Annotated in this window: 25 protein-coding genes; 19 read left to right on the forward strand and 6 right to left on the reverse strand. The window is 35.7% G+C overall.

From position 1 onward, the window contains the following. Window positions 1-61: 61 nt before the first annotated feature. Genes MY533_RS09640 through MY533_RS09650 form a run of 3 tightly spaced genes read right to left on the reverse strand, consistent with a single transcriptional unit; the run spans window position 62 to window position 3,907 of the window. Window positions 62-2,566 carry an ABC transporter permease gene (locus tag MY533_RS09640; RefSeq protein ID WP_248718937.1) on the reverse strand — a complete coding sequence of 835 codons (2,505 nt, stop codon included), beginning with the start codon at window positions 2,564-2,566 and terminating at the stop codon, window positions 62-64. Next, entirely contained in the window at window positions 2,566-3,294 is a 729-nt protein-coding gene (locus tag MY533_RS09645; protein ID WP_371873343.1) for an ABC transporter ATP-binding protein, read from the reverse strand. Before MY533_RS09645 ends, MY533_RS09640 begins: the two co-directional genes overlap by 1 nt. 52 nt (window positions 3,295-3,346) lie before the next feature. Further along, on the reverse strand, window positions 3,347-3,907 hold the full coding sequence (locus MY533_RS09650) for a sigma-70 family RNA polymerase sigma factor (protein ID WP_248719189.1): 561 nt from the start codon (window positions 3,905-3,907) through the stop codon (window positions 3,347-3,349). A gap of 503 nt (window positions 3,908-4,410) precedes the next feature. Between MY533_RS09650 and MY533_RS09655 the strand changes: the two genes are divergently transcribed. From MY533_RS09655 to MY533_RS09685, 7 genes are all read left to right on the forward strand, one after another. Further along, window positions 4,411-5,415, forward strand: a complete 1,005-nt coding sequence (locus tag MY533_RS09655) for a DoxX-like family protein (RefSeq protein WP_248718939.1) — start codon at window positions 4,411-4,413, stop codon at window positions 5,413-5,415. Next, on the forward strand, window positions 5,412-6,023 hold the full coding sequence (locus MY533_RS09660) for a DUF4166 domain-containing protein (RefSeq protein WP_248718940.1): 612 nt from the start codon (window positions 5,412-5,414) through the stop codon (window positions 6,021-6,023). The genes MY533_RS09655 and MY533_RS09660 overlap by 4 nt, the downstream gene beginning before the upstream one ends. After that, window positions 5,992-7,527, forward strand: coding sequence for a YndJ family protein (locus MY533_RS09665; protein WP_248718941.1), 1,536 nt, complete (start codon window positions 5,992-5,994; stop codon window positions 7,525-7,527). Before MY533_RS09660 ends, MY533_RS09665 begins: the two co-directional genes overlap by 32 nt. A gap of 70 nt (window positions 7,528-7,597) precedes the next feature. After that, window positions 7,598-8,035: a hypothetical protein gene (locus MY533_RS09670; protein WP_248718942.1), complete on the forward strand. Its 438-nt coding sequence runs from the start codon at window positions 7,598-7,600 to the stop codon at window positions 8,033-8,035. Window positions 8,036-8,305: 270 nt separating this feature from the next. After that, a complete protein-coding gene (locus MY533_RS09675) occupies window positions 8,306-9,988 on the forward strand; it encodes a methyl-accepting chemotaxis protein (protein ID WP_132358409.1) in 1,683 nt (560 codons plus the stop codon). A gap of 252 nt (window positions 9,989-10,240) precedes the next feature. Next, entirely contained in the window at window positions 10,241-11,887 is a 1,647-nt protein-coding gene (locus MY533_RS09680) for a right-handed parallel beta-helix repeat-containing protein (RefSeq protein ID WP_248718943.1), read from the forward strand. 464 nt (window positions 11,888-12,351) lie between these two features. Beyond that, window positions 12,352-12,543 (forward strand): hypothetical protein, encoded by a 192-nt coding sequence (locus tag MY533_RS09685; RefSeq protein WP_132358405.1) that lies wholly within the window; start codon window positions 12,352-12,354, stop codon window positions 12,541-12,543. Window positions 12,544-12,714: 171 nt separating this feature from the next. Here the strand turns inward: MY533_RS09685 and aac(6') are convergent, their stop codons facing one another. Then, window positions 12,715-13,149 (reverse strand): aminoglycoside 6'-N-acetyltransferase, encoded by a 435-nt coding sequence (gene aac(6'), locus MY533_RS09690; RefSeq protein WP_248718944.1) that lies wholly within the window; start codon window positions 13,147-13,149, stop codon window positions 12,715-12,717. An 89-nt stretch (window positions 13,150-13,238) separates the two neighbouring features. Between aac(6') and MY533_RS09695 the strand changes: the two genes are divergently transcribed. The 8 genes from MY533_RS09695 to MY533_RS09730 all read left to right on the forward strand — a co-directional run bounded on the left by MY533_RS09695 (window position 13,239) and on the right by MY533_RS09730 (window position 18,662). Continuing rightward, on the forward strand, window positions 13,239-13,835 hold the full coding sequence (locus MY533_RS09695; RefSeq protein WP_248718945.1) for a cysteine hydrolase family protein: 597 nt from the start codon (window positions 13,239-13,241) through the stop codon (window positions 13,833-13,835). 391 nt (window positions 13,836-14,226) lie between these two features. Next, on the forward strand, window positions 14,227-14,802 hold the full coding sequence (locus tag MY533_RS09700; protein WP_248718946.1) for a DNA-3-methyladenine glycosylase I: 576 nt from the start codon (window positions 14,227-14,229) through the stop codon (window positions 14,800-14,802). Then, a complete protein-coding gene (locus tag MY533_RS09705) occupies window positions 14,792-15,475 on the forward strand; it encodes a DUF1963 domain-containing protein (protein ID WP_248718947.1) in 684 nt (227 codons plus the stop codon). Before MY533_RS09700 ends, MY533_RS09705 begins: the two co-directional genes overlap by 11 nt. A gap of 67 nt (window positions 15,476-15,542) precedes the next feature. Continuing rightward, window positions 15,543-15,743, forward strand: coding sequence for a hypothetical protein (locus tag MY533_RS09710; protein WP_248718948.1), 201 nt, complete (start codon window positions 15,543-15,545; stop codon window positions 15,741-15,743). A 232-nt stretch (window positions 15,744-15,975) separates the two neighbouring features. Then, entirely contained in the window at window positions 15,976-16,278 is a 303-nt protein-coding gene (locus MY533_RS09715; RefSeq protein WP_248718949.1) for a hypothetical protein, read from the forward strand. 141 nt (window positions 16,279-16,419) lie between these two features. Next, window positions 16,420-16,809 (forward strand): hypothetical protein, encoded by a 390-nt coding sequence (locus MY533_RS09720; protein ID WP_248718950.1) that lies wholly within the window; start codon window positions 16,420-16,422, stop codon window positions 16,807-16,809. A gap of 60 nt (window positions 16,810-16,869) precedes the next feature. Continuing rightward, complete coding sequence (locus MY533_RS09725; RefSeq protein WP_248718951.1) at window positions 16,870-17,490, forward strand: NAD(P)-dependent oxidoreductase; 621 nt, start codon at window positions 16,870-16,872, stop codon at window positions 17,488-17,490. 626 nt (window positions 17,491-18,116) lie between these two features. Further along, window positions 18,117-18,662, forward strand: coding sequence for a S16 family serine protease (locus tag MY533_RS09730; protein ID WP_248718952.1), 546 nt, complete (start codon window positions 18,117-18,119; stop codon window positions 18,660-18,662). A gap of 106 nt (window positions 18,663-18,768) precedes the next feature. On the opposite strand, the gene MY533_RS09735 is transcribed toward MY533_RS09730, so the two are convergent. Beyond that, window positions 18,769-19,620, reverse strand: coding sequence for a hypothetical protein (locus tag MY533_RS09735; protein WP_248718953.1), 852 nt, complete (start codon window positions 19,618-19,620; stop codon window positions 18,769-18,771). A 21-nt stretch (window positions 19,621-19,641) separates the two neighbouring features. Continuing rightward, the gene (locus MY533_RS09740) at window positions 19,642-19,983 is read right to left on the reverse strand and encodes a hypothetical protein (protein WP_248718954.1); all 342 of its coding nucleotides are present in this window, start codon (window positions 19,981-19,983) and stop codon (window positions 19,642-19,644) included. Between the two features lie 234 nt (window positions 19,984-20,217). Between MY533_RS09740 and MY533_RS09745 the strand changes: the two genes are divergently transcribed. The 4 genes from MY533_RS09745 (at window position 20,218) to MY533_RS09760 (ending at window position 22,155) form a co-directional block, all read left to right on the forward strand. Beyond that, entirely contained in the window at window positions 20,218-20,586 is a 369-nt protein-coding gene (locus MY533_RS09745) for a hypothetical protein (protein WP_248718955.1), read from the forward strand. Then, window positions 20,573-21,211 carry an O-methyltransferase gene (locus MY533_RS09750; protein WP_248718956.1) on the forward strand — a complete coding sequence of 213 codons (639 nt, stop codon included), beginning with the start codon at window positions 20,573-20,575 and terminating at the stop codon, window positions 21,209-21,211. The genes MY533_RS09745 and MY533_RS09750 overlap by 14 nt, the downstream gene beginning before the upstream one ends. A 345-nt stretch (window positions 21,212-21,556) precedes the next feature. Next, on the forward strand, window positions 21,557-21,856 hold the full coding sequence (locus MY533_RS09755; RefSeq protein WP_248718957.1) for a DUF2089 family protein: 300 nt from the start codon (window positions 21,557-21,559) through the stop codon (window positions 21,854-21,856). Next, window positions 21,856-22,155 carry a hypothetical protein gene (locus tag MY533_RS09760; protein WP_132358377.1) on the forward strand — a complete coding sequence of 100 codons (300 nt, stop codon included), beginning with the start codon at window positions 21,856-21,858 and terminating at the stop codon, window positions 22,153-22,155. The genes MY533_RS09755 and MY533_RS09760 overlap by 1 nt, the downstream gene beginning before the upstream one ends. Window positions 22,156-22,432 lie beyond the last annotated feature (277 nt).

The raw sequence follows: 22,432 nt of genomic DNA on the forward strand, positions 1-22,432 counted from the left end.
CGATAAAATAGCTCGATAAATGAAAACAGCCCCTCTGCTACTTAAGAGGGGCTACTTTCATTTAAATATCTAGCATTTCATTCGCTAATTTTCTACGACTCATCCAGTAACCTTGTAGCGTAAAGACAATAAGTGTCGCGCCTAAAAAGACAATACTCGTAACACCTAATGTAACGAAGTCAAAAGATCCTCCGTCAATCGTGAACAGTAATTCTGTAACTAGAAGTCCGAGAAATGACCCAACAGCCAGTCCATAAAGTACAAAGGATAACACTTGCGTCAAAATCAGCTTAATTAATCCTCGCGGTGAAAGACCTATAAGCCGCTGAATTGCATAATCGGCACGTTTTGAGTAAATGGAGTAAAGCAGTGTTTGCAATACGCCGAGACAAGTTGCGGAAATTAAGATAACAAAGACTCCAACAAAAAGGCTCCAGCGCTGGAAGGTCATTTCATCGTATTGCTTGATAAATGTCTCTTTATCAGTAATTTTTAAAGCTGGCCAACGTTCTTGTAAGTATGAGAGATCGGCTAATGCCTGCTCTGTATTATCTGCTTCCACCATTATGTTTGTAATGATAGTTGAATCAGAAGATACTATAAAAGAGGACCAATCCACAAATAAATCTATATATTTATTATAAGAATCAAGTGCTACATCAATTACTAGTAATTCACCAATTGGCACATTTTGTTGAAGTGTTTCATCAAACGTCCCTGCCATTATACGATCACCAACTGCTAATTGATGTTTTCTAGCAAATCTTTCTGTAATGATCACTCCATTTTTCAAATCTCCTTTAACAGCATCAAGCTTTTTTAATTGGACGTATTTTTCAACATCAATGGCCTCGAAGTTACTACCTTCTTCCCAGCCATTTTCGCCTTCAATCGTGATCCAAGGTGCTTCACTTCGTGCATAGGCATAGGCTACACTCGGCAATGCCTCAATTTCTTTTATTAGATCCGGTGTAATGGTTGGGTCATTTAATTCATTATCAATTTTAATCGATGTTTCATATTGAGAGTTAATATACTCATAGGAGCTTTGCTGAACTGATTTAAATAAAGAGCTGCCGAAAATTAAAATGACCATTAAGCCGATAATGCTAAGTATAATCGGCATATTTTTTCGTACTTGTGGCATAAGCTGCTGACACGCTAAGTATGCTTCTTTGCCGAGCACAGTACGAATAGGCTTCAATGAAAATTTAAATAATGCTGTAAAGAGGTATGGCATCAGATAAAGGAAGATTCCACTGACGAGTAATGTGCCTATTAAAATCATAAGTGCACCTTGTCCACTATTTTTTCCGACTTTATAAGCATTTAAAAACAAGAATAGGGACATGAACGCAACGCCACTCACAATAATCGTTTTCCATTTTGTCCATCGTAAACTTAAATTTTCATTCTCTGTTGCGATTTGTAAAGGTAATAGACTTGAGCTTTTATGAACTTGCCACTGTGTGATTAGCTGGAGCAATAAAAAACTTACAATAGCAATCGCCAATACAAAGATCATCGGTAAATCAGTTTTTGCATCTGGCATTTTCATCAAACTAATGAGCTGTGGTAACCAACTTTTTATTATCAATAAACTGACCGCTGTCCCAAGCAATACGCCTACGCCAATGATTGTAGATAATTGCAATTGTACAATACGTCCTACTTGCTTGTTAGAGGCGCCAAGTGCACGAAATACCATAAGCTGTTCTTTAATTTTGTAAAATAATAGCTGGAACGTTGATAGCAGTAAAACACTTGAAATAAGTAATATAAAGAATGAAAGTACAACCATAAAAATGATTAATGCTTGTAAATTTCTCTTAAATTCATTATAGTCACTCATGACATCTACACGTAATGTTTCATCAAGTTGTTTCAAATCTGTACCAACTGAGGTAGCCATATTATCTTCCGTTTTAATGAGTGCAAACATACCGGCCGTTTGTGCATTACTATTATTCATCCAAGTTTTCAACTCATCATTTTGCATAAGGATAAAATTAGGACTATCTGTGCCTTTAAGGGGTGAAAGGATTTCTTGTATCGTAAAGCTACCTGTATTTGCTTCAACAGAATCTCCAATCGTTTTATTGAAAGTAACGTTTAGCGTATCGCCGACCTCTTTTTGGAAAAGACGTGCCACATTTTCAGTAATCACAACTTCGTTCGGGCTAAGATCGGCATTAAAATGATAGCGGCTTTTCACTAAGTCGTCGTTTTCCACACCAACTGTATAAAATGATGTATTTTTCTCATTTTCAACATTAGTTTGAGCTAGTGACACACTCGAAACTTTTGTAACACCAGGTATTGCTTCGAAATTTTCGATTTGCTGTGAAGTTAACAGCCTATTTTGATCGGGGTTATAGCCGACCATTAAATCCATTTCGCCATATAATGCTTGTATGTCTTCTTTCATTTGACTATGGGCATTCCATATGTAAACACTCATTGTCATGACAAGGCAAATGGAAATGGTAATAATACTAATACTCGTTAATACATTGGCCCATGCTGCACGAAATAGCTTCAGAGCAATGGTACGCATCGTAAACATTACACATCACCTCTAGTAATCAGCTTGAACTTCGCTAAAATACAATCTAAATCCTCCGCTGTTTGCGTATTTTGATAGGAATCCACAATGGCACCATCATGGAAAAATAATACACGATTTGCATAAGTCGCAACATAAGGGTCATGTGTCACGAGTAATATGGTTTGATTCATAGTTTTTTGCAAGTCTACTAACAGCCCTAAAATTTCATCAGTCGTATTCACATCCAATGCACCAGTCGGCTCATCTGCCAGCAATATTGGTGGGTTTGCGATAATAGCGCGGGCTATGGCCACACGTTGCTTTTGACCACCAGAAAGCTCATTTGGTCGATGCTTTGCCCAGGCAGCAATATTTAGCTTTTCCATCATTTGCTGTACGCGTCCTTTAATGTCTTTACTTGGTACATCATTGAGGATAAGAGGGAGCGCAATATTATCTTCAACTGATAAATCCTTCAACAGATGGAATGATTGGAAGATAAAGCCGATATTCTCTTTGCGGAATTTCGATGCTTTTGGCTCTTGATAAATATCATGTGCTTCCTTTCCAAATAAGAATAACGCTCCTTCAGTCGGTTCATCGATGGCGCTAATCATATTGAGCAGTGTACTTTTACCAGAACCGCTCGTCCCCATAATGGCCACCATTTCACCTTGATAAACCGTACAATGGATATTTTTCAAAGCATTGACCGTATGATACTTTTGTTGAAAGATTTTTGACATCCCTTCGATGCGTAACACTTCGGTTAAACGTCCTTCGGGGATCGGAATCGCATTAATAACTCCTTTCAACGGATTGAACCCATTCATCTATATATGCCCCCTTTAATTGTTGTCGTAAAGCTTGTAAGCCTCGGCGAATATGCGTTTTCACAGTGCCCTCAGGACATTGTAAAATCGCTGCAATATCTTTTACCGAGTAGTCTTGATAAAAACGTAATAGTAAAACCGTTTTGTATTTTTCCTCTAGCTCGCAGAGAGAATGCCATAGATCAAGTTCTTCTTCGATATATGTAGGTGAAGTACTATTGAGATCCTCTAATGTATGTGGTTCAACAAGCTGTACCGAGTTTTTCTTGGCAAGATAGGTTTTACAGCAATTTATAATAATGCGCGTTAACCAGGTAGAAAAATATTGAGGGTCGTTTAATTTAGGTAAGCCCTCATATGCACGGATAATTGTCTGTTGAAAAACTTCTACGGCGTCATTTTCATTTTGGACATAAACATAAGCCATTCGATATAACTTATGTTGCTCCTGCTCAATAAGCTGATAAAAAGCTTGCTCATCTCCGTTTTGTGCTAACTGTACTAATGATTCTTGCTTTGTAGTAATGAAAAACGCCTCCTTCCGACTATTAGACTTGGCAAACGATCATTTCGATTCAACTTTTTTTATTTTATAGGAATTTAATGGTCCATTTCCGAAAACAGGATATTACTTTTGTTAAAGACTATACAATGCATATCAGTTGATCTTCGTTCCGACTTGGTGCCTCCTTGGCGATTAGCGATAGGGGAACGAAGGCTAAACCTGTGCTAACGCTTTAGTAACCAACATTGTGTTAGCCCAAGACCCTGGAGCGAAGCGGATGTTTTCTGTGCAAAAGGTGTAGTGCTAACGTAGCAGCAGCAACAAAGTTTTATCTGTGCAAAAGCACCCAGGAGGAACGCAAATCAACCCTATGTTATGGTATTGTTCCGATTAAATGGATAAAGTCCAATTTATGGGTAAAAATTAATTTATTGCTATAATACCATTAATAGAGTAGTGGTTATGGAGGATTATAGAAAGTAAACTAAAATAACTAATAAGCTTGTTTGAAGGAGGATATAAAGATGAAGAAAAAGCCTATTTATGTGGAGGTGGATATACGAGCACCCATCAATGAGGCTTGGAATTATACCCAAAACCCTAAGCTGCATGAGCAATGGGATTTACGTTTTACTGCTATTACATATATCGATAAAAAATCTCCTGAAGAAGCTCAGCGTTTTACCTATGAAACGAAGGTGATGCCGGGCATATCAGTTAGTGGCTGGGGTGAGAGTAAAGGAGAGCATCATAAAAAAGATGGCACGAAAACATCCTCGTTACATTTTGGCACACCCCAAAAAATATCTCCAATTGCAGAGGGGAAAGGGTACTGGAAATATATCCCTAACGACAAGGGGCTCACATTTTTAACTCAGTATGATTATGAAGTTCGCTACGGGAAACTAGGGAAATTATTTGATGCTGTGTTTCGTCCCGTAATGGGCTGGGCAACAGCTCTTAGTTTCGATGTGTTAAAAAGATGGCTTGAAAAAGGAGAAAATCCTTTTTCTCAGTATCGTCGCTTCTTTTTAACAATGCTTATCAGTGTGCTTTTTTGTTTTGTGTGGTTGTACCACGGTCTTGTACCGAAAATTATCGTACAACATCCTATTGAGGTGATGATGATTGAGGAATTACTAGACGGGGATTATAGTCAGTTGAATGGATCGGGCGTTGAGCCGAGCGGATCTGTTGGAGCGAACAAATCTACAAATATTCAAAAACTAGCAGGATCACCTAAGAGGAACATTAGCCAAATCGTAAACTGGGTTGGACTTGCAGAGATCATCTTTGCACTTTGTTGGTTATTGCCTCGAGGAAAGCGTTTATTGTTTGGCGTGCAAATATTGCTATTTCCATTTTTAACATTGGGTGCCGTTCTAGTAGATAAAACGATTGCTTTTGCTCCATTTAATCCTGTAACACTTAATGTAGCATTGTGGGTATTGTCCATTATCGGGTTGATTTTAAGTAAAGATATGCCGAGTGCAAAAAGCTGTAAACGAAAGCGAGGAGGAATAGCATGACGATTTATCAAACTTTATTAGGTGAGGACTTCACTCGACTCCATCCAATGCTACAGAAGCGTTATATGTTACCTGTAGATCAGCCTTTTTATGCTACTGGTGTGATGCATAAAATTGAATCTGGTGCAAAGTGGCTGCGTCCTTTTTATGCGATAGCAACCAAAACTAGATTCCTGTTTCCTGAATCAGGCGACGATGTTCCGTTCTCAATTTGTAATACTTGTCGTGTATTACCAAATGGGGAACTCGAGGTGTTATGGGAGCGTACTTTCCATTTTTTAAACAGTACTAGACATTTTGATGCGAGAATGACGATTGATCCAATCCGAAAAATAGTCAAGGATTACTTAGGATTACCAGCTCTTTTTTATTCAGATTTACATTTTGCAGTGACAGGTGAGGGGAAATTGGTCATTCGCTCCGGAGTCCAACGATTTGTCGTTTCCAAAATAGAATGTTCAATACCCAAAATATTAGAGGGGCGTGTGATCGTCGAAGAAGGATTTGATGACAAAAGGAATGTGTTTACGATTCATGTGTCCATTCATAATCCAATAATAGGGAGGCTGATGATGTATGCTGGTGAATTTACGCAACAATCTAAGTAGTCCTGTCCTACTATTAGGGCTTATGCTGTCGGTCGTTTGTTTTTTGTTTAGCCCGCAGCCTGAATATATGTTGCTACTCACAGTTGCACAGCTGATTTTTGTACCAGCGATGGTGAAAATGGTCATGTCCTTTAACAAAGCCGGCGATGCTATTATTGTCGCGATGATGTTTGCTATTACGTTGTTACATTGGTGGTCTGAAGGTTGGATAGCGATCGTTCTCGTACTTATTTATGTTTTTTATACGGCGTTTCTAGCTATACAAGGTGTGAAGCGATTTTTACAGCGAGGCTTTACAAACATGGCGGAGATATCAATTGACGTAGGGCTTATTTATATATTGGTTGGTGGACTATTGTTTTTTGCTTTTATCGCAAACATTGATACAGGTTTTTCATCGTTAATAACGTGGTTAACAGCCATCCATTTTCATTATTCAGCTTGTTTATTAGCTATTTCTATAGGTCTTTTTGGGCGAATACATAAGAGTAGATGGTACAATGCAGTCGTTGTTATATTATTGACAGGCCCACTTCTTGTAGCAATTGGTATAACGTTCTCTACAATAATTGAAATTATTTCAGTGATCCTTTATATCGCTGCGATTTACAGTTTATTTTTCCTTGCTTTAAAAACGAAACTTCCTCGTGGACAAGGTTTACTGTTACGCATTTCCTATGGGGCACTATGTATCACGATAATATGGTCATTTATGTATGCATTTGGCTATGTAGGGATACCAGAAATGCTCACATTTCATGGATTTATAAATGGTATTTTCTTCGGTAGTGTAGGGGTGCTAGCTTGGGCTATAGCTATTCCCGAAACTAAATTTCAACCATTCCATTTTCCAGTAAGCCAAATTAGGGGGAAATTGCGAGAACGAAAAGACCCGCACCCAGGTTTAGTCGATGCGCTAAGTGACTTTGTGGATTCGACAAAGCTGCCACACATCATTCCACATTTTTATGAAGAAACAAATCAGTATCGTTTAATGGCATCTATAAAGTGGAAAACCTGGTTTAAACCGTTTGCTTTAATTTATCAAAGCTTAAGTCGCTTCATGCAACAGCTGAATTTACCCTTCTCCAGTAAGCAAATTGAGATGACAGGAAAGGTTGTTAAAGTAGATGAGCTGCACGATGGACGTCCAGCTCCACGCGCATGGATTCGTAAAATAGAAAAACAAACAACCTTTGTCGCAATCTATTCAAAGCATACAACAGGACAAACCACCTATATGAATATTGCACTTCCACTGCCTTTTTCAACAATGATAGGGGTGTTATATGTATATGAAGATAATGGTGCTTTATATTTAACGAGTAATCACGATGGAGATGCTGGGATTTATTTAGCCATTAACCGTTTTTTATTTCAACTACCTTTACAGGAGCATTTTAAGATAAAGGCACAAGATGAAACAACGCTAACGGCTGTGCACAAGATGCGTATTTTCGGTCTACCTTTTTTAGAAATTAACTATCAAATAACAAGAAAATAGATTTTTATTGAAGGAATCTCCCTATCTTTACTAGAAGGTCATATAGACATAATTATAAAGGGGTGATTCGTTGCGATTAACGAAAGGGATTTCAGGTTTTGATGCAGACCATCTTATTGAACAGGATATGCGATCTTTCCAGTCGATGGTTTATCATTTAGTTACAAGTGAACAACGAGCAAAAGCTTTACAATTTATTGATCATCCTCATGTTGTTTATATGCAAGCGGTAATTCAACTGGGAGATGAGCGTTTGACGATAATTCATCATAGGCTAATGCCTTATATTGCATTTGCTAAATTTGATGAAGAGCTAAGCTTTCAATTTTTAACAAAAGCTGAATTACACAAATATTTTCCGATGCGTAAATGCCTTACTGCTGATACACTAAACACATTGTTGATGCAGGATAAGGAGTTGCACAGTTTATCGGAGGTGGAATGGAAATACATTTCACAGTTTGATAGTAAAACAATCGGAGATGTTATGTTTAATTATTGGGATTAATATTTAAATAGAAGGAACAGTCTACTTTTGAGGCTGTTCCTTTTGTGTGTCAAAAGTCCTGTTGTGTAGATTTTTAGATAGTCTATATGTCTGAAAATTATGGGAATTATTATCCGCTGAAAATTACATGAAATTCCACTAGTTATTTCATTTAATCTAGGTAAAATTCCAAATCAATCCAAACCTGGATCAATAGTGTTAAATTACTAATGATGTGCAAATTATAACAATGCACATTAGATTGCATTTGGAAAGTAAGGAGAATTTGAAATGAATTTTAAGTCAATTAGTAAAAGAATCGTTTTTTCCTTCAGCATTGTAGTAGCGGTAGTAATTTTATACATTGGTTACAATTTTTACGCAGTCCACCAAAGCAACAGCGCAACAGAACGAATTATTGATGAAGAAATGCAATTACTAATTACAGATTATGAGGAAGCTCAGACGATAGGGCTAAGAATTGCCGCAGCTAGAGGCTATATACTTTCTGGTGATGAAAAGTATAAGAAAATTTTTGAAGATAATGTGAAGCGTGCGGATGAGAATGAGAAGCAACGTTTAGTAATATCAGAGACAGGTGATTTCAACGAATTTGCGGAAATGGCAAAAGAATGGAGCCGTTATGTTGAAAAAGAAGTATTTACTGTTTATGATCAAGGCCAAATTGAACAAGCGACGAAAAATTTAGCAACTATGAGTAATAAGGCAACGGAAATACGGGAAGGCTTTGAGGGGTTAGCAGAGCATCGTAAGCAATCGATTAATGCGACTGGTGCAGACATTGTCAGTGCAGGTGAGACTAAGCAGCTTACAGGTATAATCGTCGGTATTGTCATTGTTATCGTATCCATGGTGATTGCATTATTAAGTGCTCGAATCATTTCTAGACCAATCATCGCTGTGACAAATCGTATGCAACGAATTACGGAAGGTGATTTAAGTGAGCCTGCACTTGTGGTGAATTCCAAAGATGAAGTAGGAAGGCTTACAGAAGCAACGAATACGATGTCTGATATTTTGAACCGTTTATTAAAACAAATTCAAACTGTGTCTAATGATGTTGCTGCACATAGTGAGGAGCTTATGCAATCAGCGACAGAGGTGAAAACGGGTACGGCACAAATTGTTGACACAGTCACTGAAATCGCGAGTGGTACAGAAGTGCAGGCAAGTAATGCATCAGATGTAGCTACAACAATGACAGAATTCACCTTAAAGATAACAGATGTCAATAATAGCAGTACGGATGTTCAGCAATATTCCCAAAATGTTATGGCTTTAACGAAAGAGGGCCAAAATTTAATGGACGCATCTACTGAACAAATGACATCCATTCATCATATTGTGAAGGATGCAGTTCATAAGGTGGACGAACTAAGTAAACAAACTCAGGACATTTCCAAAATCGTGGCAGTGATACAGGGTATTGCTGCACAAACGAATTTACTGGCACTTAATGCCGCGATTGAAGCGGCTCGAGCTGGAGAAAATGGTAAAGGATTTGCGGTCGTTGCAGATGAGGTTCGTAAACTTGCCGAACAAGTAGCCGTCTCGGTTGACGATATCACAGGCATCGTACAAAAAATTCAACAAGATTCAAACAGGGTGACATCTTCACTGGAAAATGGCTATGAAGAGGTTGAAAAAGGCACAACTCAAATTGCTTCCACAAATGAAACATTCAGCCACATTGCAGAAGCTGTTTACTCAATGTCAGCAAACATTGACAGCATGACGACAAAGCTAGAAGACGTAGTACAAAGCACTGTCAATATTAATAAATCGGTGGACGAAATTGCCGCTGTCTCGGAGCAATCCGCTGCAGGCATACAGCAAACTTCTGCAACAATCGAACAAGCAGCCAGCTCTATGGATGAAATCAATAATAGTTCAGCCAATTTAGCACAAATGGCAGAGAGTTTAAACGACCTTGTTAGGAAATTTAAATTGTAATTATGTCTGTTTAATTGTGGACTTGCATTTAATACAGAATCAAGTAGCTGCATCGAAAATTTAAAATCCGTTAAACCAGCAATGACGAGAAAATCGTTTAATTGCTGGTTTTTTATTGTGTGCTTTAGCGGATTAAATAGAAAAAAGTCTACGCTCTATAACAGAATCGATTGTAAATTATTTGTACAAAATTGAATAATAGGAAGTTCAATGGGGATATAAATAAAAGAAAAGCGGCATAGGAGTGTAGAGATGGCGACACTTGTTGTAAAGAGAAGTATTATGCACCGATACCAAAGTATTGGGCAGGCGATTCAAGAGGCAGAGCCGGGGGATTTCATTGAAATCCGGGATGGGATATATGAAGAAAGCTTCGAAATTTCCAAAAGGCTGACACTTTATGGAGTGGGGAATGTGACCATTAAAGGTGGCGTGTTTATCCGCTATCAGACACTTGTAAATATGCGAAACTTGCGTTTTACTCAAGGGCAGGGTATTTATGTAAAGGGAGATTTACAGTTAGAAAACTGTGTCATTGAGCAACAAATGGTGCAAACACAAGTGACCGTAAGCTTCGGTAGTTTAATGATGAAAAATGTCGATATTTTTGCAAGTCCAATCAATCATATTGGTTTAAGTATTGATAATGGCTCAAGCGTTATTCTAGTGGATTCAACGATCCAGCATCATGTTAAAGCTCAAATTAATGTGCAAAATAGTGAAATCGCTTTAACTAATTGTATGCTGTTAGAAGGGCAAATGAATGGCATTTATGCAATGCGTGATGTAAAAATGGAGCTAGTGGATTGTGAAATTCATGGACATAAAAAGGCACAAATTGTAGCAGCCTGCAGTTCAATTTCAATGACCAATACACTTATTCACCAAGGGAAAGATATAGGGGTACAAGTATTTGATAGCTCGAAACTAGCGATGGATGGCTGTGAAATCAAGCATCATCAAGACACGCAACTAGTTGTTCATCAAAGTGAATTGATGGTGACAAATTCTATCTTTTCTGATGGAGTAGGAAACGGACTATATGTTGGTGAGAAATCTAGGGCGATCATGTATGATTGTAAGATCCAGCGTCATGTGAAGTCTCAGTTGTTAATTGAAAATAGTAAAGCGGAGTTTCGTACATGTCGGATAAATAAGGGAAAGGCGACAGGCGTTACGATTGTCAACGAAGCCGATGTATCGATGACAGAGTGTGATCTCCAAGAACACCCACAATTTCACTTTATTATTGACTCAAGCGGGTTAAAGCTCAATCAGTGTAAGATCCAATTTGGGCAGGCAGGTGGTATTTATGGCAATGATCACGCCAAAATTACGCTGCACAATACAAGTATTCAAAAGCTAGAAAGTCATCATATCTATATAAATAATGCTCGACTCTTTACAGATAATTGTACGTTTGAACACATTAGCGGAAATGCGATTACTTGTATTGATGCTATTTTTGAAGTTACCAATAGTAAATTTAACAACTGTTATGAAGGTCAATATGCCATAGTTTGGTCTGATAAATCAATCGGGCGTATTGACCATTGTACGATTGATAAAGCAGATCGACCATTTTTAGCGATGTCTAATCAATCTTTACTTGAGATGGTGTATACAGATCTAACGGCTGTAAAAATACCAGCTATTGTACAGGGGAAGAGCCAATTATTCATCGAAGGGTATACTAACAAGACAATATGGAAGACTGATACAACGTCGAGAATAGTTAATTTACCAGTCAATACTAGTGACAAGACAAAGAATGTTATATTAAATCAAACAGAAATAGTAAGTATCCAAAAATTGGATGTAAAATTACAAATATCAGCTGAAAATTTACAAAAATTTAACATAAATGCCCCGGATAATAATAGTAACAAAACAGTGTAAATTAACCTAATACAATAGAAGGGTAAGTAGTTTCAATTATTTTGAAATTACTTTTTTTATGAGCTAAAAGTAATATAAAACGACAGATGGTGTATAATAAAGATAAAAATGTATTAAAAAAATGAGCAATTTATTTGTTGTCCTTATTCATTCAAACATGCCTTCGTATATAGACTTATAAGCCGTACTGAAGAATACTAAAATTCGACAAATGGGGTTGTTATTTTTATAATAGAATTAATTAATTTTAAAAATCATTACACTGAAAGTTATTATCGAATAATAATGATTTTTTATAGAGGTTGGAATTTTATTAAAATAAAGTAAAATTTGGATTAATTAAGTCTATGTGTTATCCTATAATCAGTGAAAATAGGTCATGGAATGGTTGTGTAAGTTCGCCGTTTGAAAAAAGTGAATAATGATTATGAAATAATAAATCATTAATTGGAGGTGAAAATAGTATGTTTGGGCTTTCGAAAGAAGAAATTATGTTATTGCTTGAGAAGGTAGGATTAGAAGAAAAACAAAAAAAAGCAATTGCAAACATTATGTATCTTAACAATGAGCGAATAGAGCAACAACTTGCATTTATTATCCACCTAGTAATGGACGAGCGCGAAAGAAACATTTCAGCCAATACATATTTAAATTAATAAATAGTACATATCGTTTAATAGCCAAAATAAAAGGACTTTAACGTTTGTGTTCCTGTTATAATTCCTTTATATATCGAACAAATATTAATCACAAGTGTGTAAAAAAGCACTTGTGATTTTTTTCTTTTTTGCATTATTAACTGACTATATACTTGAATCACCTCATTTTTATAATTCCTTCGTAAAACAAATAATGCGGTTTGCTTCGGTGAAACCTAATTTAAGATGGACCGCTAGACTTTCGAGATTTTGTATTTCACAATCACTCGCGAATTGTAGACATCCTTTATGTTTAGCCCAATGCTCACAACTCTCGATCAGAAGCTTTGCAAAGCCTTTCTGCCGATATTGTTCTTTTACGAAAAGTCCTTCTAAATAGCCGACTGGGCTTGAGTGGGTACCTTCAACATAATCTGTTCGGAGTTGACATTGTGCAAAACCGACTGCTTCATCATCCACATATGCAAGGAAAATCGTAGCGTTTTCAGCATTTATTAGTTGCGCCATTTCCTCGTTAAATTCATCTAACGTATGATTTGGCCAGAGTTGTAGTGCTAAATTTGATGCTGTTTGAACATCTTCTTTATTGGCTTGTTTAATCATATTGAGTCTCCTTTGTTTAAAATGGTAAAAATTGAAACCTTTTGCTTTTTAAGAACGTAAAAATATAAAAATACAGGGAGGTTAATATTTTGAAGCAAGCGTTAATGATACTCGATATTCAAAATGATTACCTTAGTAATCAAGCCCGAATGCCTGTGGCAAAGCATCAAATTGAGCCCATTTTAAAAGGCATTAATGACCTGATAAGAAGAGCTGAAAAATTAAATGTCCCTATCCTCTATATTAGGAATGAATTTGAGCGAAAGCAAATACTTTCCAACCTTTTACGAAAATTCACGGCATTAAAAGGAAGTAAAGGTGCAGAAATGGATAAAAGATTATTAAAAGCTGAGGGAGTGTATTTTTCAAAAAATAAAGCGGATGCATTTAGTAATCCTAGCTTAATGAAGTATTTTAACAATCATGGCATCCACGAATTAATAGTAACGGGCGTTTTTATAGAAGGCTGTGTAACTGCTACAGTGGAAGGGGCTTTAGCTAGAAATTTTGCTGTAACTGTTGTGGGGGATGCAGTCGCAGGTGCTACTGATCAAAGTAAGGAAGCAGCTTTAAATAGGTTAGCATCACAAGACATTTTAATCCTTAGTTCGGAACAAATTTTTGACAGGGAAAATGAATTGTTGGCTGTGAGGCGGAAAAACATTTCAATCCTTATCGAATATTAATCCAAGTGGTAAAATCTATGATAAAGACTTTTTTGTACAGGCTGTCAAACACTCGATAAAAACAAATCAAATGGAAAAGTGATCATGACCAAAGCAAGTGTTTCAAGCATTTCATAAACAGATTATTTTTTTGATACGATTCCAAACTGTTTTTGGTTGCACATAGCAAATGTTGTGAAGGTTGTATTTAGAGTATTGGAGGACGATGGGAGGAATCATAATTTCGGAGCTCTATAAAATTAATTATCATATGAAAGCCTATAAAATAAAACCTAAAATCAAGTAGCTTTGAAAGTGTTGGGTTTAAAACCGTTACAATAAAGGAAAACACATAAAAAGGCTAGCTTTGTATAAGAGGGATAAAGGAATACATAAAATGGAGGATATAGAAATGAAAAGATGTGAATGGGTCAAGTTAGATGAACCTTTATATGTTGAGTATCATGACAAAGAATGGGGTATTCCCGTCTATGATGATCGGCATTTATTTGAGATGCTCTGTTTAGAGGGAGCACAAGCTGGACTTAGCTGGTGGACAATTCTACAAAAACGAGAGGGCTACCGGGCAGCTTTCGATCAATTTGATGCTTCGAAAATCATACTCTATACGGATGACAAACTACAGGCGCTTCGTCAGGATTCTCGTATCGTACGTAATAAGCTTAAAATTGCTAGTGTTGTGACGAATGCTCAAGCCTTTCTACGGATCCAAGAGAAATATGGCTCCTTCTCTAAGTATATTTGGGGATTTGTGGATCATCAGCCGATTAATAATGAATGGTCGTCCATAGCTGATGTACCTGCTACAACAGAAATTAGTGAACGAATGAGCAAGCAACTAAAAAAAGCCGGCTTTAAATTTGTTGGCAGTACGATTTGCTATTCATTTATGCAGGCAACAGGAATGGTTAATGATCATGTCGTAGATTGTATTTGTCGAAGTGAGGGATCTGCTAATGGACATTGATAATATTAAGGCACAGCTAGTGAGACAGGCAACGATTTTTGAAACAGGTGGGTTTAGACCTACATATGACCTGCTAGAAAGCTGGATTGGCTATGTTGGATGGTCCTTACCTGAGGAACAGAGGCCACAAGGGTTTCAGCCACTAGCGACCTTATTTTTAAAGGACCTTTCTTTTGTGCCTGCGTCACTAAAGCATATTGAGCTGCTAACATTATTTATCAATGATGAAATATTTGATCACCTCATAGAAGAGGATCTTAGCCGTTTTTTTGAAATAAGAGCATATACCTCTATAGAAGGGTTAATCCAGCAAAATTGGCAGCATGACCGTATTCGCGCTTTTCCGCTTAGTCCAAAACATATTGATAATGATTATCCGACATGGGATGGAGGTGGGATTCCATCTGATGTGGAGGATGAAATTTTAAGGTTAGAGCACGAGGAGGATTTTGAATACTTCAATGATATTGTAGAGGAAATATACGCTATTCATAAAATAGGTGGCTATCCAGCTTTTTGTCAAAGTGGTCATGATTACGGTGAGGACTTTCCCTTTGTATTACAGATTGCCTCAGACGAGAAGGCACATTTCAATATCGTCGATAATGGAAATTTCTATTTCTTTTTTAATCCAGAACTACAAGAATGGCGTGTTCATTGCGATTTTTATTAGCGGTGAAATCATTAGATAGAGGGTTACAAACATACTTCTTTTGATGACATGATTAGGAGGAATAAAGATGAGGAGGCAAACTTCTGAAATTAGAAAAGTAAAGAAGGTGAGGAAAATGGAAAACAAAACAGTTATTAAGAGCGGAATTAGTTTTGGCTCCGTATTGGCCATTACTATTTCCTGGAGTGTAAATCATTCCATTATATGGGCAATCATCCATGGTTGTTTAAGTTGGTTGTATGTTATTTATTACGCACTAATAAGATAAATAATGTTTTAATGTGAAATCCAATGATAAAAGCGGGATAAATGTGGACCTGACACCTATGCAATTGTTTAACGATACATTGAATTGTATACATACAATAGAGAATGTGTGCTTTGTTCATAACCTTTGAGCATTTAGCATAAATAACTAAGTGCTCGTTTTTCGATGAAAAGCTCATAATAAGAAAGATTACTAACATCTTTCCATGTATCGTAGAAGAAAGGTTGATAGGATGACACATCAAGTGACCGCCACAAGCAATATTGATTTTAATGCTACAGGCGTTGATGAAATACTACAAAATGTAGCTTTTATATTATCCACTTTCGTAATATCTTGCCCTTTTTACAGAGATTTTGGTTCAAGACTAGACACGCTTCCGCCTTTCCAGCTTGTCAAAAGACGCAACACCGCTCGTCTTTTGGAAAGCATTCAACGTTTCGTGCCACGAGCTATAGTAATAGATGTTGATTATGTTGGGGATGCATATGTAGGAAAATTAGAACCTGTTGTGAAAGTAATCATAAACGAATAAACGACTAAGGTGAATGTTGTCCCTTTGCCAGGCTATTTAAATGTTAGCCTGGCAAATATTATAAGGATTATAAAACAAATATTTCATATTATTTAATATGATCAGCGTATTCTATTAAAAAAGATGAAATGGAGAGAACATATGAGAGGATTAATAAAAGGCCTTTTTATTTTATTTTCCTTGATGTTAGTAACTACAGCATTGCTAAAATATAATCAACCTTCATATGAAAGACCCATTCAAAAAAATCCCGATACAAATTATAGTGAAGAAATTGGTGAAAAATTACAAACTACGAATTTTACACAAAAAATTATAGTAGCGTTACGAGCAGCAGGTTATTTTCCAGATAGTACAATCGGCTACTTAATTGAATCTCCGAGCAATCAACTAATAACGATACAATTACATAATTTAGATAAACTCGAAAAGAGTACAGAAAGCGAAATCCAAACTATTGTCAATAGTATCGCGGAAACTAATGATCTTCAGCTTTTTATCGTTAATATCAGACTTACTGATGTTCATTAACAATGCTTTAAATCGTTACAGAACATTTGTGTGCTATAATCAAGAAAAGAGGTGATCATAGTGAGAATTTTAGTTTTAGGTGCCACTGGACGCGTTGGTAGCCATATCGTTTCCCTAGCGTTACGAGATAAACATAGCGTTACGGCTTTAGTTCGTCACCCAAATAAGCTAAAAATAAATGATGAAAATTTACATATTGTACAAGGAAATGTTTTAGAAAAACAAGATATAGCAAAGGTCATGGCGAATGTTGACATTGTAATTAGTGTATTAAACACTGATGGCACAAATACATTAACTAAAAGTATGCCGCTCATTCTTGATGCAATGGAAAAAGAGCATGTGAAAAGAATGATAACTGTCGGAACAGCTAGTATTCTACAAAGTCGATTGACACCAAGTATTTTACGTTATCAATCAAGCGAATCAAAAAGAAAAACAACCTTTGCGGCAGAGGAGCATCATAAAGTTTATCATTTATTGAAAAACTCTAATACTGATTGGACAATCGTCTGTCCAACATACTTACCGGATGGTGAATATACGGGTACTTATCGTATCGAACGAGACTTTTTACCGGAAGGTGGGGTAGAAATATCTGTAGCAGATACCGCAGAGTTTGCCTATCTACAAATTCAGAGTAAAGAATATGTGAAATCGCGTGTAGGTATTGCGTATTAGATTTTCAAACAAATACTGAAAAAAACCTGTTTTAAAGGTTGATAGAACTTTGTTCAGCTTTAGGGGAGCGTTAATCGAAAAGGGTTAACGCTTTTTTTGTTGGTCAGGAAATTTAAAAAATGTGGATGTGTGTAATGTGAGGAATAAGTAAGATTCAATTGGATTTTCGAATAAGAAGGATTATCAGAGGATTTCTGGAATAAATAAACTGGGGTGTTAAATTTAAATTAAAGTCCTAAATTTTAAAAATATTAAAGTAAGGAGTGAAGAATATTTCTAATCGTAAAATAAATTTGCTTTTTATCGTGACTTTCTTTTTTGTATTCCTCTATTACGGTGTCATTTTGTTTTTGTATCTTCAAGATATAATAGGTGGAATTTCTTTTGTTGTTTTACTATTGATTAATTTTATCCTCTTATTAATAGCTCGGATCTTACTTAGAAACAAACTATATAAAAGAAGAATCACGCACGCTACTTGCATAATGTTCTTGCTATTTTGTTTCGAATTCCCCCTTATATTTTATGAAGGAACTTCTCATGTCGCATACATATACACAGAGCCATTACATGCCAAAGGTAGTGAAATCTATTTAATCGGCGTAAATAGAGTAGATTTTCAATTTATGACGAGTATTCAATCTGTTGAAAATCTTTTAAAAAACCAGCAAGTTCCTTTTGTAAATGTGGATGAAATTACGAATTTAGTTCTTTATAAGAGCAAAAACCAGCAAATTTTAAGGTGGCTTCATCTTCAGAAGAATGAATTAGAGCAAATGAAAGACAATGTTAATCAATATCTAGGTAAAGAAGATGTACGTATTAATGAATTTTTTAAACAGGATAATATTGGTGGAAACAGTGCTGGGTTAGGCCTAGCACTAACTGGGCTCATTATACGAGGCGATTTACAAAACAACGTAGCCATTGCAGTGACTGGAGCAATAAGCGAAACGGGTGACGTCCTACCGATAGGGATGCTAAAAGAAAAAATGCTAATTGCAGAGAAATACGGTTTACCTTTTATGATTATTCCTACAAAAAATGCAGAAGAAGCCGCACAGATTCAAAAGGATCAAAATATCAACATGAAGATTTTGAATGTGTCTCATATTGATGAAGCTGTTCAACTAATAAATGAGATGAACGATAAAATAAAAGTATATACTTGAGTAGGGGAAACGCGTTTAGAACCGTCTTTTTCTTTTCTTCTATAGACAAAAAAGGTCATCTTCAGAAAGATGACCTCAAAAAAATCGTTATCAATAAATGGTTAAATCATCCATTTTTCTTGGTCATTTTGGTTAACTGCTGATAAATAATATCCTGATAGTTAACATTTCGCCATAATGTAATAACATCCAATTCTTCAAGTTCTTGAAGGCAACTTTGTATGAATTCATATGCGATAAAATAAGCTAAGCGATTGATACCAAATCGTTTACCTCCATTAATAGAGAACCATTCAAGATAAACTGCTCTTGCATTTAGCGAAGTTAAATCGCTTAAAAACGCTTCAATAATTATTTGTTTATTATTTGTAGCAAATGTTATCCACTCTATGTCTTCTTGAAACGCAAAGTATTCATCTTTCCTCGCACGTACCGGTTTTGTAGAAAAATATGTTGCAATACCTTCCTGCAAAAGCCAAGTGAATGGGCTCTCCCAGTCTACCATTGTCCAATCAACACCACTTTTTTCGGATAGTAAATGGTGTAAAGCGTGCCCAAACTCATGAGCAATAATAATTTGTAAATGGCGATCTTGAGGGGAAAGTTTCTCTAAACAAAATGCAATTTCTGGTATGATTTGTCGGTAAGTAAAAGCATTACTTCCGTATAAACCTATAATCAGATGTACATCTTTTGTAAAAGTGATATTGTACATCTGCTCATAATCCCTTGCAATATCACTAATAAGCTTAGGCATTTTATCTTTTATTTCAATGAACGTTGAAATCTTTTCCTGGTGCTTTGGAACAGCCATTTTCATTTTTTTATCTACATTATGGCAATGATATCGAAAGTATTCTTCAAAATGGCTCGCATGCTTTTCATAATATTTTTTTAAATACTCAATGGTAGGCAGATAATTATCGGTGAAATCTGTCACTGTATCATGAATGAACATGTTCGTCTCCTTTCAAAAAAATCAGCCCTCAGATAGAATTAAATATCGTTTAACCACATTGTCAAATTTTACGATAAAAATATCATCACGTTCTTTTGCAGAATAAATTTTTGCACCAATTGGTAAAAGGTTAGCTGTACCATTTTTAAAATCTTCAGCTTTAGTTGCGTTAAATTCGATCCCACCAATATATTTGTTTTCATTGAGTTCCAGTTTATCAATCCATTCTATATTGGTTTGTAAAATGTTCCCTTCCCACTGAAAAATATCTGCATGGTTGTCCAATCTTAAAGCTTCTGCTGCATCAGGTTTTTTAGATGCTGTTACTGTTTCATTACAACCAACTAAAAAAATACTAAACAATACTAAAAATAAACAGGATTTTTCTTCAATATACTACCTTTTCACATATGACATGCTACTAAACCAATTTCCCTTCTAGTTTAATGGAAAAACTAGAAGAGGTAAATATTACAAACTACTTATAGGTAAAGTAATGCGAAAATGAATAAAGGTGATTGACAAAATGTATACGTTTGTATACAATCAAAACAGAGTTAAGCGTATACAAATGTATACGATGAAAGGGGTTTAATAATGAGAAGTGAAAAAATGAAGGAATTTAGGGAAGAGGGCCATCATCGTGGGGGACGTCACAGAGGAAGAGATGGCTCTCAGCAACGCGGACCTAAAACTTTTCGACGTGGAAGGGCCATTGCTTTTTTAGAGATGATGAATTTAAAGCGCACAACGATTAAGCAACAATTAGAGCAACCAGAGTTTCAATCTATTCAGCCAATATTAGTGGGTGAATTAAAAGCCATTGATATGGTCATCAATGAGTTCATTCAATTATTTGAAATACATGAAAGTGAAACGATGGCTCCATCTGACAGTCAAGAAGAAGATAATGAAAAATTTTTAAAAAATGATGAAGAAGGGAATAAGCTGAATGAAAATAATTAATCAGTACATTGATGCCGTGTTTTATAACGAAGACGCTATTTTAGAAGAGGTCATTACATCTATTGAGGAAAATGGAATGCCTGCCATTTCTGTTTCTCCTTCCTCTGGAAAACTTTTAACAATGCTTGTCTCAATGACAGGAGCTAAAAACATTCTTGAAGTAGGGGCTCTCGGTGGATATAGTGGGATTTGTCTAGCAAGAGGATTCGGCAGTGATGGTAAATTAACTTCTCTAGAATTAGAGGAAAAATACGCACAGTTAGCAAATGGTAATTTATCGAAGGCAGGTTTTGGTGAACAGGTAACCTATATAACAGGTCCTGCATTGGAAAGTCTTGAAAAACTGTTACAAAGAAATGAGCGATTCGACTTTTTCTTTATCGATGCTGATAAGGAAAATTATGAAAACTATTTAAATTACTGTGTACAGCTAGCAAATCCCGATGCGATTATTGTTACTGACAATGTGCTTGCTGCAGGAAGTGTGGCAAACCCAAATACCCAACCAAAACGCTATACGGAAATAATGAAGAAATTCAATGTAGCAGTAGCGAACCATCCCCAATTAGAATCGATTATTATTCCAATTGGGGATGGCATGACACTTTCTAAAGTGAAGAAGTAAGCATTAATTGGTTACGAAGGCACTGACAGTTTGCATGTTAGTGCTTTTTTGCCAGCCTACAAGTATAAACCAATTAAATATCCACCCGGTAGCCCCCTAAGATTCCTCTATAATTATGACAATTCCATGCTTTTACAGATGATCATTATTTTAAAATGATGCCATTCAAACGACAATAATTCCACAAAACAATTGAACAAATGATTAACCTAGCATTAGTCCAACGGAAAGTTTCTACGTCAAAAAACCGTTTTGCTTAAAATAACCTTAAAAATATAAATAATGTTAATGATTACTTGAATTTTATTTAATTATTGTTTAACATTGTTAAAAAGGAGGGGTGATATGAACCGTGATGAAGTACCATCTTGGATTTTATCTTTAGATAAAGAATCTGTTGAATTTATAAGAAAATTTATAATAAATTCTGGGTCTTTAAAGAATATATCTAAAATTTATGGTGTCTCATATCCGACTGTAAGGACTAAATTAGATACTTTAATTAAAAAAATTGAACTGAATAGCAATACTGAAGACCTGGAGTTTGTAAATATGATTAAAAATTTGGTTATTGATGAACGGTTGAGTTTAGAGACGGCAAAAATGATTATTGATAAATATAAAAGCGAAAGGAATGATGATTAATGGATCCAAATTATAAATGGTTGATAGCCATTTTAATAGCCATTGTAATAATAGGCGTTCAATCATTTTTATCTAGAAGAGCCAACGTTTACTTTGGAGCAATTGTACCTATTCTGTATTTAGTTTTTATTTTTGGATGGTGGACAACTAGAACGGGAAATGTCAATACATCTTCACTCATTAAAGTTGCAGTTGCTGGTACGGTGTTTTTATTAGGAACTTGGGTTAAAGGAAGGGAATCTTTAAAAAATAAAAGAAAGAAAGAATTGGAAAAAATGAAGTTACATGATATTCATTAATAAATAGCAAGTTTAGGGGATATTTTGATTAAACTTTTTTAAAACAAATAGATAGACAAGCTTTAAAGGTGTGGCTACCAAATATCTTGATAATTAACTAGCTTAGTTTTTATTTGTCGATCGTTGTAGTAATAAAAACACAAAAAAGAAATACAGATAACTATGATAGTTTAGGTCTTTCGAATTCCAGTATCTAAATTATCTTAAGCACAAATTCAAAATGGCATTATTATTAAAAAATTTAGGGAACCATTTAGGTATCCCTAATTTTTTTAAA

The sequence above is a fragment of the Lysinibacillus sp. Ag94 genome (assembly GCF_023242215.1).
GTDB lineage: Bacteria > Bacillota > Bacilli > Bacillales_A > Planococcaceae > Lysinibacillus.